The sequence below is a fragment of the Micromonospora sp. NPDC053740 genome, from assembly GCF_040677775.1.
Classification (GTDB): Bacteria; Actinomycetota; Actinomycetes; order Mycobacteriales; family Micromonosporaceae; genus Micromonospora; species Micromonospora alfalfae.
In genome coordinates, this window is the sequence record NZ_JBFASO010000002.1 from 484,509 (window position 1) to 496,590 (window position 12,082).

The 12,082-nt window shown below is 70.1% G+C and carries 12 protein-coding genes; 6 read left to right on the top strand and 6 right to left on the bottom strand.

Going from position 1 to position 12,082, the window contains the following annotated elements:
• Positions 1 to 32 precede the first annotated feature (32 nt).
• Positions 33 to 1,442: a helix-turn-helix transcriptional regulator gene (locus tag AB0K35_RS06850; RefSeq protein ID WP_238666914.1), complete on the top strand. Its 1,410-nt coding sequence runs from the start codon at positions 33 to 35 to the stop codon at positions 1,440 to 1,442.
• On the opposite strand, the gene AB0K35_RS06855 is transcribed toward AB0K35_RS06850, so the two are convergent.
• From AB0K35_RS06855 to AB0K35_RS06870, 4 genes are all read right to left on the bottom strand, one after another.
• The gene (locus AB0K35_RS06855; protein WP_238666915.1) at positions 1,443 to 2,009 is read right to left on the bottom strand and encodes an NUDIX hydrolase; all 567 of its coding nucleotides are present in this window, start codon (positions 2,007 to 2,009) and stop codon (positions 1,443 to 1,445) included.
• Between the two features lie 41 nt (positions 2,010 to 2,050).
• Positions 2,051 to 2,305 carry a Smr/MutS family protein gene (locus AB0K35_RS06860; RefSeq protein ID WP_007465523.1) on the bottom strand — a complete coding sequence of 85 codons (255 nt, stop codon included), beginning with the start codon at positions 2,303 to 2,305 and terminating at the stop codon, positions 2,051 to 2,053.
• A 116-nt stretch (positions 2,306 to 2,421) separates the two neighbouring features.
• Complete coding sequence (locus AB0K35_RS06865) at positions 2,422 to 2,790, bottom strand: tetratricopeptide repeat protein (RefSeq protein ID WP_112584722.1); 369 nt, start codon at positions 2,788 to 2,790, stop codon at positions 2,422 to 2,424.
• A 130-nt stretch (positions 2,791 to 2,920) separates the two neighbouring features.
• Positions 2,921 to 3,691 (bottom strand): ROK family protein, encoded by a 771-nt coding sequence (locus AB0K35_RS06870; protein WP_238666916.1) that lies wholly within the window; start codon positions 3,689 to 3,691, stop codon positions 2,921 to 2,923.
• Between the two features lie 62 nt (positions 3,692 to 3,753).
• Between AB0K35_RS06870 and AB0K35_RS06875 the strand changes: the two genes are divergently transcribed.
• The 3 genes from AB0K35_RS06875 (at position 3,754) to AB0K35_RS06885 (ending at position 6,725) form a co-directional block, all read left to right on the top strand.
• Entirely contained in the window at positions 3,754 to 5,391 is a 1,638-nt protein-coding gene (locus AB0K35_RS06875) for an ABC-F family ATP-binding cassette domain-containing protein (RefSeq protein ID WP_363884129.1), read from the top strand.
• A 38-nt stretch (positions 5,392 to 5,429) separates the two neighbouring features.
• The gene (locus AB0K35_RS06880) at positions 5,430 to 5,738 is read left to right on the top strand and encodes a hypothetical protein (RefSeq protein ID WP_124822832.1); all 309 of its coding nucleotides are present in this window, start codon (positions 5,430 to 5,432) and stop codon (positions 5,736 to 5,738) included.
• 261 nt (positions 5,739 to 5,999) lie between these two features.
• Positions 6,000 to 6,725, top strand: coding sequence for a methyltransferase domain-containing protein (locus AB0K35_RS06885; RefSeq protein ID WP_238666918.1), 726 nt, complete (start codon positions 6,000 to 6,002; stop codon positions 6,723 to 6,725).
• Positions 6,726 to 6,771: 46 nt separating this feature from the next.
• Here the strand turns inward: AB0K35_RS06885 and AB0K35_RS06890 are convergent, their stop codons facing one another.
• Both AB0K35_RS06890 and AB0K35_RS06895 read right to left on the bottom strand, forming a co-directional pair.
• Positions 6,772 to 7,824, bottom strand: a complete 1,053-nt coding sequence (locus AB0K35_RS06890; protein WP_363884132.1) for a LacI family DNA-binding transcriptional regulator — start codon at positions 7,822 to 7,824, stop codon at positions 6,772 to 6,774.
• Positions 7,825 to 7,944: 120 nt separating this feature from the next.
• The gene (locus AB0K35_RS06895) at positions 7,945 to 9,447 is read right to left on the bottom strand and encodes an amino acid permease (RefSeq protein ID WP_363884134.1); all 1,503 of its coding nucleotides are present in this window, start codon (positions 9,445 to 9,447) and stop codon (positions 7,945 to 7,947) included.
• 202 nt (positions 9,448 to 9,649) lie between these two features.
• On the opposite strand from AB0K35_RS06895, the gene AB0K35_RS06900 reads away from it, so the two are divergent.
• Both AB0K35_RS06900 and AB0K35_RS06905 read left to right on the top strand, forming a co-directional pair.
• On the top strand, positions 9,650 to 11,302 hold the full coding sequence (locus AB0K35_RS06900; RefSeq protein WP_363884136.1) for a family 10 glycosylhydrolase: 1,653 nt from the start codon (positions 9,650 to 9,652) through the stop codon (positions 11,300 to 11,302).
• 178 nt (positions 11,303 to 11,480) lie between these two features.
• Entirely contained in the window at positions 11,481 to 12,017 is a 537-nt protein-coding gene (locus tag AB0K35_RS06905) for a phospholipase (RefSeq protein ID WP_363884138.1), read from the top strand.
• Positions 12,018 to 12,082 lie beyond the last annotated feature (65 nt).

The window sequence follows — 12,082 nt, forward strand, 5'->3', positions numbered from 1 at the left end:
ATGCGTAGTCACTCGACGACGGTGGGAGCGGTGTGCTACTCGACCATCTTCGGATTCCCGACGGCTTCTGGGCCCGGGAGGACGTCAGGACCGCCGTGCGTGTCCGCGACATCGGCACTTTCTTCCGGCTGCTTGCCCGGCATACGGGGGCGAGTCAGACGCGTATCGGGGCCGTGGTCGGCCTGGAACAGGGCTACGTCAGTCGGGTGATCGCCGGCCGGAAGGTGACCTCCATCGACGTGCTGGAGCGGATCGCCGACGGCTGCGGCATGCCCGACGAGACCCGAATGTCACTCGGCCTTGCACCGGGCCAACAAGCACGTCGCCCGACCCTCGGCAGCCCTCGAGGGGATGTGCCAAACGACCGATCCTGGCGCGAGGACGTCCGCGCCGCCACGCAACTGTGGGAAGGCGACGTGAACCGTCGAGACATGCTCCGTCAGACAGTGTTCAGCTCCGCTGGCTACACCCTGCCCGCGTTGCGCTGGTTCACCGCCCCCACCACACAACCCGTCACGCAGAAAGGTCACCGGTCAGTCGGTCAACCCGACATCGACACCATCCGCGAGATGACCTCCACCTACCGGCGACTCGACAACCAGCACGGTGGCGGCCACGCCCGCAAAAACCTCGCCCGCTACCTCAACCACGAGGTCACGCCCCTGCTGACCGAGGGTCGCTACGATCCGGCGACCGGCCGAAAGCTGCTCGCCGCCGTCGCCGAGCTAACGCAGCTCGCTGGTTGGCAGGCATACGACACGGCCGAACACGGCCTCGCCCAGCGCTACCTCACCCACGCCCTCGACCTCGCCCGAGCTGCCGACGATGCTGGGCTCGGCGCCGAAATCCTCGCCGCGATGAGCCACCAAGCCACCTATCTCGGCCACAATGCCACCGGCGTCGATCTCGCCCGCGCCGCCCGGCAGACGGCACGACGCGCCGGCCTCGCGGTGCTGACCGCCGAGGCGCTGGTCATGGAAGCTCATGCCCACGCCGCCGCGCGCAACGAACGCGCCTGCACCAGCGCACTGCACCAGGCAGAACAGACCCTCGACCGGGCCGACCGCAGCAGCGACCCGCAATGGCTCGGCTACTTCGACGAGGCATACCTGTCAGCCAAGTTCGGCCACTGTTTCCATGCTCTCGGCCACCACCAGCAGGCCGAACGCTTCACCGTCCGCTCACTGCACATGGACGAACGCTACATACGCGGCAAGGCCTTCAACCTCACTCTCCTCGCCTCCATCCACGCCCACCACGGCGAACCCGATCGCGCCAGCGCCATCGGGGCACAAGCGCTCACGTTGACCTCTCAACTGCGGTCAGCCCGAGCCGTCCGGTACCTACGCGACCTGCAAACGGAACTCACAGCGCACCGCCGCCGGCCAGCCGTTCGACACTTCATCAACCGTGTCGACGTGACTCTCGGTCAACGCCGCTGACTACAGCTCACCTCGGGCTTTGCGCGCGACCAGCTCTAACACCGCGATCACCGTGCCGGAGCCCACGATCTCACCCCGGGACACGAGGTCCCGCGCTTCCGTCAACGGCATCCAGGCCACCCGCTCGGCCTCGTTGACGTCCACCGGCGAACCGATATGTGTCGCCTCGCGCGCAAGGAACAACAGATTCTCCGCGTCCGCGGTCGCTACCCACGGCTGGAACGACAGCATCGGCTCCACCGCACCCGGACGCCACCCGGTCTCCTCCTCGACCTCACGGACCGCACAGCTCGCCGGCTGCTCACCGTCGTCGACGTAACCCCCAGGCAGCTCCCACACCCACCTGTCGAACACGAACCGGTGCCGCCGCATCAGCAGCAGGCGCTCCTGCTCGTCAAGCACCGCGACCATGGCCGACCGGGGGCCCCTGATCACATACTGCTCGAAACGGACCCCGTCCGGCAGTTCCACGTCGGCGATGCTCAACCGCGCTCGCCGGCTGCCATCCACCACCCGCTCACCGTGAATCGTCCACCGCGTCGGCTCGGTACCCTGCTCCTCCGTCACCAGCCCAGTATCCGACCGCTGGCACGGACGGCGTGCCCTCGTCACTTCCAGCGGAAGTGGACGAAGAGGCGGCCGAAGTTTTTCGAGTCCTTCTCCACGCGGTGGTAGAGCTGCTTGACGTCCTTCTGGTCGAGGAACCGCAGCACCCGCTTCTTGAGCTGGCCGGACCCCTTGCCGGGGATGATCTCGACGAGGGTCGCCTTCTTCGCCACCGCCTCGTCCATGATTCCGCGCAGGGCGCGGTCGATGTCCTGGCCCTTGTTGAAGATCTCGTGCAGGTCCAGCTTGAGCTTCATGCCGCAGCCCTCGGCAGGTCAGGTCCCATGTCCGCCATCCTAGGCACCTCCGAAAGGTTGTCCGACGACGAAGGGGCGGCCCCGAAGGACCGCCCCTGCCGTGTCACGCCGCACGTTCAGCGCCTGCCGCCGAGGCGGGTCTCCACCCGCTCCAGCGCGGTCCGGTAGTCGTCGTTGGCCGCGTACATCGCGGCGGCGATCCGCAGGTGCCGCAGCGCGTCGGTGTGTCGGTTGAGCCGTTCGAGGGTCCGACCGAGCACGTGGTGCGCGTAGTGGTCGCTCGGGTCCCGTTCGACCAGCTCACGCAGGTGTTCCTCGGCCCGGTTGAGCTGGGCAGACTGGAAGTACGCCCGGGCCAGCAGTTGCCGTACCGCTGCGTTGCCGGGTTCGGCGTCGATGATCGGCTCCAGCAGTCGGGCTGCCCCGCTGGGGTCACCGGTTTCGAAGAACATGGTCGCCCGCCGGTAGTCCGCCAGAAGATCCATCTGCCACCTCCTCGGGTCGCACCGTCACCTGTTCCGACGCTGGCACAACACCGGAAGTTTGGCGACTGTTCCCGGGGTCGAGATCGGGTCAGTTCCAGCCACCGAAGGCCGCTGAGGGGGCGTCGAACGGTCAGGTGCGGGCGTCCCGGCGTCCGGCGGAAAGTTCCCAGGCGCGGACACCGCCGACGATTCCGGCGGTGTTCGGCACCACCACCACGTCGTCGCCCATCCGGGCCAGTTGCTCGGGCCGGATCAGTCGGGAGTTGCCCCCACCCAGGTAGAGCCGGTCCCAGCGGAACACCGGGCGGAGCCCGTCCACCACCTGCCGGATCCGCCGGGACCAGAAGGCGTCGCCGAGCCGCCGACGTTCCGGCTCGCCGACGTACGTGTCGTAGGTGGTGCCCCACCGCACCGGCGCGTGCGACAGCTCCAGGTGCGGGGCGAGCACCCCTCCGTCGTAGAGCGCGCTGCCCAGCCCGGTGCCCAGGGTCAGCACCAGCTCGCAGCCGGTGCCGGCGACCACCCCGGCACCGTGCACCTCGGCGTCGTTGAGCACCAGCGCCGGCACCCCGAACGCGTCCGCGAGGGCGCCCCGCGCGTCCCAGCCGGACCACTCGGCGAGCAGGTCCGGGTCGACCCGGCTGCGCGGGCCGCTCCGGGTCACGTAGTGCGGGGTGGAAACCACCACTCCGTGCCGGATCATCCCGGGTACGCCGACCGTGAGCCGGTCCGCCGTCGGCAGGCGCCCGCCCAGCTCCAGCAGGGTGCGGACAAACAACGTCGGCGGCAACGGGTACGGCGTGGGCACCCGCAACGGCCGGGCCCGCATCGTTCCCGCCTCGTCGAGCACGGACGCCTTGATGCCTCCGCCGCCGCAATCGATCGCCAGTGTGGTCACCACGCCGTTGAGTCTGCCCGCTGCCGGCGGCTGGTATGCGGGCGGCCGGATAGGCTGCCGTCCTGATGAGCGCCACGATGATCGTCAAGGACCTGGCCGCCGGGCACGGTGACCGCCCACTCTTCGCCGGATTGGACCTGGTGGTCGCCCCCGGCGACGTGGTCGGGCTGGTCGGGCCGAACGGGGCCGGCAAGTCGACGCTGCTGCGTACCCTCGCCGGGTTGCTGCCGGTCGAGGCCGGCAGCGTGCGGCTGAGCCCGCCCACCGCGAGCGTCGGCCACCTGCCGCAGGAGCCGGAGCGGCGGCCGGGCGAGACGGTACGGGACTTCCTGGCCCGCCGGACGGGGGTGACCGCCGCTCAGTTGGCGTTGGACGCGGCGACCGAGGCGCTGACCGCCGGGGCGGCGGGTGCCGACGACGCCTACGGCGACGCGTTGGAGCGCTGGCTCGCCCTCGGCGGCGCGGACCTGGACGAACGCGCCGAGCAGGTGAGCGCCGACCTGGGCCTCGCCGTCGACCTTGACCACCCGACGACAGGGCTCTCCGGCGGGCAGGCGGCCCGCGCAGGGCTGGCGTCGCTGCTGCTCAGCCGGTACGACGTGTTCCTGCTCGACGAGCCGACAAACGACCTGGACCTGGCCGGCCTGGAACGGCTGGAGGAGTTTGTCACCGGGCTACGGGCCGGCACGGTGCTGGTCAGCCACGACCGGGAGTTCCTCACCCGCACGGTGACCCGGGTGCTGGAGCTGGACCTGCCGCAGCAGCAGATCAACCACTACGGCGGCGGCTACGCGGCCTTCCTGGAGGAGCGCGAGGTGGCCCGCCGGCACGCCCGCGCGGACTTCGAGGAGTACGCCGACACCAAGGCTGGGCTGGAGGCTCGGGCCCGCACCCAGCGTGGGTGGATGGAGAAGGGCGTGAAGAACGCCCGCCGCAAGGCCACCGACAACGACAAGATCGGCCGCAAGTTCCGCGCCGAGGCGAGCGAGAAGCAGGCCGCCAAGGCCAAGCAGACCGATCGGCTGATCGAACGGCTCGACGTGGTCGAGGAGCCCCGCAAGGAGTGGGAGCTGCGGATGGAGATCGCCGCCGCGCCCCGCGCCGGCTCCGTCGTGGCCACGCTGCGCGGAGCCGTGGTACGCCGTGGTGGCTTCACCCTCGGCCCGATCGACCTCCAGATCGACTGGGCGGACCGGGTCGCGGTGACCGGGGCGAACGGCTCGGGCAAGTCCACCCTGTTGGCAGCGCTGCTGGGCCGGCTACCGCTGGACGCCGGCACCGCCTCGCTCGGGCCCGGCGTGGTGGTCGGCGAGGTGGACCAGGCCCGCGGGCTGTTCCTCGGCGACGTACCGCTGATCGACGCGTTCGAGGCGGCCGTACCCGACATGTCGCCGGCGGACGCGCGGACCCTGCTGGCCAAGTTCGGCCTACGGGCGGCGCACGTGCCCCGACCGGCGGCCACCCTCTCCCCCGGCGAGCGGACCCGGGCCGCGCTGGCCCTGCTCCAGGGTCGCGGGGTCAACCTGCTGGTGCTGGACGAGCCCACGAACCACCTGGACCTGCCCGCCATCGAGCAGCTCGAATCGGCGCTGGCCAGCTACCCCGGAACGCTGCTGCTGGTCACCCACGACCGGCGGATGCTGGCCGCCATCGAGACCAACAGGCGACTGCGGGTCGACGCCGGGCGGATCGCCGAGGATTGATCCGTGCCCGCGGGCCGGCGCGGGGTGAGAATGACGCCATGCTCAAGTGGGAGTACGCCCTGCTGGTCCGCCGCCGTCAGGCTGCGACCAACGACCTCGGCTGGGAGGTCGTCTTCGTCTGGTACGGGCCGGACGGCTCGATGGTCGACGTGACGCCGTACGGCGACACCTCGCTGGCTCACCTGAACCGGGCCGGCGACCAGGGCTGGGAGTTGGTCGCGATGAGCGAGGACCCGTCCCTGCCCGGCAACCACGAACTGCACCGCTACCACCTCAAGCGGCCGAAGCCCGCCGACCCGCCGCCTCGCCAGCGGATGCGCGGGGGCCGCCGCACCCTCTCCGGCTGACCCGACCACGCCGGGCCGACTGCGGTGGCATGAGCCGAGTTGGTCGTTCGCGGCTCGCCCCGCGCCCGGGCGGAGCCGATGTCTCCGTTGAGCCTGATGCCCCAGAGTCATCCTGATGCCTGTGTGGCATCAGGATGACTGCGTCCTGCCCCGCATCCTGCGACACGCCCACACCACGGTTGCGCGGGCCACGCCGACCAGGTGGACGAGCGGGGCATAACGGGCGCGATTGCGGGTATCGCGCGGCGGGAGGTGGCCCGAATGGTCGCTTTGGCACAGACTCCGCCCTCGGCCGACCGGCTGCGGGCGATAGACGATTTCCTCGCCCAGGCATGGGCGGACCAGGTCCGCCACGATGATCGGTTGCGGGACCTGGCGGTCGAGGTGCGGTTCGACCGGGGGGTGGCCCATCTGAGCGGCGACGTGGCCGAACCCGCCCAGCTACGGCTGGTGCGGGACATGGTGGGGCGGCTGGCCGGCGTCTACGGCGTCTGGTGCCGGGTCGGCATCGGCGGGCGGCCGCCGGTGGTGGTGGACCTCGGTTGTGGGCCGACCAAGCAGTGGTCGAGCAACCTGGGGCTGGACATCTACCCGGCGCCCGGCGTGGATGCCGTGGCGGACCTGTCCGGCTCGCTGCCGCTCGCCGACAACTCGGTGGACGTCCTCTTCGCGGTGCACATCCTGGAGCACCTGATCGACTTCCTGCCGCTGGTCGACGAGTGTCACCGGGTGCTCCGCCCCGGTGGGGTGCTGCACGTGATGAGCCCCTGGTGGGGGCATGTGAACGCGGTCGCCGACCCAACCCACGTCCGACTGATGGACGTGCAGACGTTCAAGGGGATCTGTCAACTGCGGCCACCTGGCACGCCGCGCTGGTACCCACTGCACGCAGGCTGCGACGGCGCCTCGATCTTCGCCGACCTGACGCCCCTCCCCCCGGACGCCGACCCAGCACCCCAGTCCCACCTGGCCCGCTTCTTCGACTAACCACCCACCAACCCACCCACCCACCCACCCCACGTCGATCATGAAGTTATTGCGCCGACACGCCGTCATTCGTGGCAATAACTTCATGATCAACGCGAGGGGTGGTGGACTCGCGGAGCTTCAGGCGGTACGGGGCCGTTAGTTGCTGGGCGGGGAGGGTCGGGTCGCCATCCAGGCGGTTGGCGAGGAGTTGGACGGCCAGGCGGGCGACCTGCTCCTTGTCCGGGGCGACGGTGCTCAGGGCGGGGGTGGCGAACCTGCCGTCCTCGATGTCGTCGAAGCCGGCCACCGCCACGTCCTCGGGCACCCGCAGGCCAGCCTCGTGCAGGGTCCGCAGGGCACCGAGGGCCAGCGTGTCGTTGAAGCAGAAGACGGCGTCGGGGCGTACGCCGGAGGTGAGCAGTCCCCGCATCGCGGCCGCGCCGTCAGCGCGGTGCCAGGCCGGCGCGGACGCCACCAGGGTCTGGTCGTGGTCGAGGCCGGCGGCGCGCAGCGCGTCGCGGTAGCCGGCCAGGCGCAGCCGGGCGCTGGCACCCTCGTCGGTGCGCTGCGCGCCGACGGCCGCGATCCGGCGGCGACCCAACTGGATCAGGTGGCTGGTGATCTCCCGGGCCGCTGCCACGTTGTCGATCACCACGCGATCCGCCGGGCAGTGTTCGATCCGTTCGCCGAGCAGCACCATCGGGGTGCCGTCCAGAGCGGCCAGGTCCGCCACGGTGAGCGCCAACGGACTGAGGATGAGCCCGTCGATCAGGTGGTCGGTGATACCGGAGGCAAGCACCCGTTCCTGGCCACGCCGGCCGCCGGTCTGGTCGATGAGCACCGTCCAACCGTGCTCGGCGGCGACGCTGACGACGTGACGGGCCAGCTCGGCGAAGTACGGGATGTCCAGTTCCGGAACCGCCAGCGCGATCACGCCGGTGCGTCCCTTGCGGAGGTGACGGGCGGAGAGGTTGGGCCGGTAGTTGAGTTCGACGATCGCCTCCTCGACCCGGGCACGGGTGTCCGGTCGCACGTGCACGTGGCCGTTCACGACGTTGGAGACGGTCTTGACGGAGACGCCGGCCCGTTCGGCCACGTCCTTGAGTCTGTGTCGCACGCCGCAACCTCCCCGAGGTGACGGGCGCACCATACCGTCAGCGACTTCTCCGCGACGGTGCACGAACGATGAGGAAAGGGCCCCTTGCCGTCGCAGGAGGCCCCTCCTCATCCCGTCGGATCAGCTGTCGGCGCTCGGCTCCCGAGACGCCGGGGCGACAGCGGGCTCGTGCTGGGCCAGCCGGTTGCGGCGGTGGCCGTAGCCGAAGTAGATCAACCCGCCGAGCAGCATCCAGGCCAGGAACCGCAGCCAGGTCTCCACAGACAGGTTGAGCATCAGGTAGAAGCAGGCCAACGCCGAGACAATGGGCAGCACCGGTGAGAACGGCACCCGGAACGGCCGCTCCAGGTCGGGCCGCTTGCGGCGCAGGATCGGCACCGCCACCGACACGAGGACGAACGCGCAGAGCGCGCCGATGCTGACCAGGTCGGCCAGCGCGGACAGCGGCAGGAAGCCGGCCAGCAGCGCGACCGCCACCGTCATGATCGCCGAGATCCGGTACGGGGTGCCCCAGCGCGGGTGCACCTTCGCGATCGAGGGCGGGATCAACCCGTCCCGGGCGATGGCGAATCCGATCCGGCCCATCGCCACCAGGTCGACCAGGATGACGCTGGTCAGGCCCGCGACCGCGGCGATGGAGACCAGCACCGCCGCCCAGCCGGCGCCGACCGACTCGAAGGCCGACGCGATCGGGGCGCCCCTGTCGATCTCGGTGTACGGCACCATCCCGACCACCACCAGCGACACGCCGATGTAGAGCACTGTGGAGATCAGCAACGTGCCGAGCAGACCCAGGGTGAGGTCCCGCTTGGGCTTCCGCGTCTCCTCGCCCAGGTTGGCCACGGCCTCGAAGCCGGTGTACGCGAAGAAGACCACGGCGGCGGCGCTGAGCACCCCGACGAAGCCGAAGACCGACGGCTCCAGCCCGAAGAGCGCCTGGGTGACCGGCTGCTTGATGCCGTCGTCGCCGCTCCCGGCGGCCTCGGCCGGCGGGATGAACGGGGTGAGGTTGGCGGCCTTGACGAAGAACAGCCCGGCCACCACCACGAAGACGCAGATGGCCACCTTGACCAGCACCAGCAGGTTGGTGATCCGGGCGGATTCCCGGATGCCGACGATCGCCACGATGCCGAGGATCAGCACGATGGCGATGGCACCCACGTTGACGGTGCTGCCCTCCTCGCCGAACCACCGGGTTGGCAGGTCGAGCAGTTCGGCGAGGTAGCCGGACCAGCCTCGGGCCACCACCGCGGCCCCGAGCGCGAACTCCAGCAGCAGGTCCCAGCCGATGATCCAGGCGACGATCTCGCCCATGGTGGCGTACGCGTAGGTGTAGGCGCTGCCGGCGGTCGGCACGCTGGAGGCCAACTCGGCGTAGCAGAGGGCGGCGAGCAGGGCCACCACGCCGGCGATGGCGAAGGAGATCACCACGCCCGGCCCGGCGCTGTCCCGGGCCTCGATCCCGGTGAGCGTGAAGATGCCGGTGCCGATCACGATGCCGATGCCGAAGCCGGTGAGGTCGACCGCGCCGAGCCGTCGCTTCAGCCCCAACTGGCCGTCGCTGCCGTCCGCCTCACCTTGGGCTATCACGTCCTTGATTGGTTTTGTGCGCAGCACGGACACCCGGTCACCCCTCCCACCGTGCGACCACCTCCGTGGCGGCCGGTGACCGGCGTTGCTACCCACCGGCACGATTGGTCAACCACGAACCCTTGCGGCGATGGCCAGACTGTGAAAATTTCCTACCAGCAACGCGGACATCGACGGCGAATCTTGCCGCGCACCGCGCGAAACATCCGGGAGCCCCAACGAAGGGACACACCGCATGAAAGCCACCCGACTCGGAGTCGCCGGGCTGGTCGCAGCCCTGCTCGGCACGTTCGTCAGCGCCACCCCCGCGAGCGCCGCACCCAGCGCGGCCGACACCACCACCTGCGCCACCGACCCGGCCACCCCGAAACGGCAGTTCCGGGCCATGTGGATCTCCTCGGTGGTCAACATCGACTGGCCCAGCAAGGCGTCCCAGACCAACCCGGACCGGATCGCGGCCCAGCAGGCCGAGTACCGCGAGCTGCTCGACCTGGCCGGGCGACTGCACCACAACGCCGTCGTGGTGCAGGTCCGGCCCACCGCTGACGCGCTCTGGCCCTCGCCGTACGAGCCCTGGTCGGAATACCTGACCGGGGTACGCGGCCAGGACCCGGGCTGGGACCCACTGGCCTTCCTGGTCGACGAGTCGCACAAGCGGAACCTGGAGTTCCACGCCTGGTTCAACCCGTACCGCGTCTCCATGCCCGCACCGGGCGGTGCCGGCGCCGACCCGAGCCAGCTCGCCCCCGGCCACCCGGCTCAGCAGCACCCCGACTGGACCTTCGCCTACCCACCGGCCGGGGTGGCCGGCAGTCGGCTCTACTACAACCCCGGAATCCCCGAGGTCCGCGAGTTCGTCCAGACCGCCATGATGGATGCCGTCAAGCGGTACGACATCGACGGCGTCCACTTCGACGACTATTTCTACCCCTACCCCAGCGGTACCTACCAGGTGCCTGACGATGCGACCTTCGCGGCAAACAACCGGGGCTTCACCGACCGGGCCGACTGGCGGCGGGACAACATCAACCTGCTGATCCAGGAGATGAACGGCAAGATCAAGGCGGCGAAGCCGTGGGTGAAGTTCGGCGTCAGCCCGTTCGGCATCTGGCGCAACAAGACCGCCGACCCGCTCGGTTCGGACACCACCGGCAGCCAGTCGTACGACATCATCTCTGCCGACACCCGCAAGTGGATCAAGCAGGAGTGGATCGACTACGTGGTGCCGCAGCTCTACTGGTACATCGGCCAGTACCCGGCCGCCGACTACGCACGGCTCGTGCCGTGGTGGGCCGAGACGGTGCGCGGCACCCGCGTGCAGCTCTACATCGGCCAGGCCGACTACAAGAGCGGCGACCCGGCGTACGGGCCGTACTGGCAGAACCCACGTGAGCTGTCCGACCACCTGACGCTCAACCGGTCGTACCCGGAGGTGCAGGGCAACGTGCACTTCTCCGCGGTGCAGGTGCGGGCCAACCGGCTCGGCGCCACCGACATCTACGCGGCCGCGCACTACTCCCGCCCGGCGCTGGTGCCGGCGATGCCCCACCTGCCGGCCCGGCCGCTGCTCTTCCCCGTGGTCACCAAGGCGACCAGGCAGGCCGACGGGGTCCGGCTCACCTGGCGGCAGCCCGCCGACGGCGTCGGCCCGCTCGGCACCGCCACCTCGTACGCGATCTACCGCTTCGACGGCACCACGCTGCCCGGCCGGTGCGCCACCGCCGACGCCGCGCACCTGGTCGACACCGTCCGGGCCACGCCCGGCACCGTCCAGTCCTGGGTGGACACCTCGGCCGAGCCCGGTCGGCGCTACACCTACCAGCTGACCGCGGTGGACCGGTCGGCCAACGAGAGCCCCACCAGCCCGCCGGTATTCGTCAGGCGCTGACCGCCTCCCCGGATGCCCCGGACGCCTCGTGCGTCCGGGGCATTCGTCTGTTTCAACGTATGTCACCAATAGTTGGCGATGCGCATACCGCCTAGTTGATCAGCTGATCGACACTCATCGACATCCGGTAACCCGCCGGTAACTTCCGTCCCACCCGCACACCCCGCGGAGGTCACCCGTGCCCCGACGTCTCGCCACCCTCATCGCCTCGGGCGCGTTAGCGCTGCTCGCCACCCTCGCCATCGCCTCCCCCGCCGCCGCCGTCACCCCCGCCCAACGGCTCTCCGTGCTGTCCAGCTGGACCCAGACCAGCGCCTCCAGCTACAACTCGTGGAACAGCGCCCGGGTCAACCGGACCCCCTGGGCCGAGTACAACTTCAACTGGTCCACCGACTACTGCTCATCCAGCCCGGACAACCCGCTCGGCTTCACCTTCAACCTGGGCTGCTACCGCCACGACTTCGGCTACCGCAACTACAAGGCGGTCGGCCAGTTCCCGGCAAACAAGTCCCGCCTCGACAGCGCCTTCTACGCGGACCTGAAGCGCGTCTGCACCACGTACAACTCGGTCGTCCGACCGGCCTGCTACAGCCTGGCCTGGACCTACTACCAGGCGGTCAGCATCTTCGGTTCGGTGGCGGCCGTCCAGCAGGCCGACATCGACCGCGCCGCCCGAATGAAGGCCCAAGCCGAAGCCAACGCCGCAACCCACTAACCCCCCCAGGGCCCAACCCCCACCCCGACCCCCACTCACCCCGTTGATCATGAAGTTATCGCTGC

What these genes read in the sequence shown, in the direction of transcription:
- AB0K35_RS06900 (WP_363884136.1), top strand. Translation starts at nt 9,650, where the DNA reads ATGAAAGCCACCCGACTCGGAGTCGCCGGGCTGGTCGCAGCCCTGCTC.
- AB0K35_RS06860 (WP_007465523.1), bottom strand. Translation starts at nt 2,305, where the DNA reads ATGAAGCTCAAGCTGGACCTGCACGAGATCTTCAACAAGGGCCAGGAC.
- AB0K35_RS06875 (WP_363884129.1), top strand. Translation starts at nt 3,754, where the DNA reads ATGAGCGCCACGATGATCGTCAAGGACCTGGCCGCCGGGCACGGTGAC.
- AB0K35_RS06865 (WP_112584722.1), bottom strand. Translation starts at nt 2,790, where the DNA reads ATGGATCTTCTGGCGGACTACCGGCGGGCGACCATGTTCTTCGAAACC.
- AB0K35_RS06885 (WP_238666918.1), top strand. Translation starts at nt 6,000, where the DNA reads ATGGTCGCTTTGGCACAGACTCCGCCCTCGGCCGACCGGCTGCGGGCG.
- AB0K35_RS06880 (WP_124822832.1), top strand. Translation starts at nt 5,430, where the DNA reads ATGCTCAAGTGGGAGTACGCCCTGCTGGTCCGCCGCCGTCAGGCTGCG.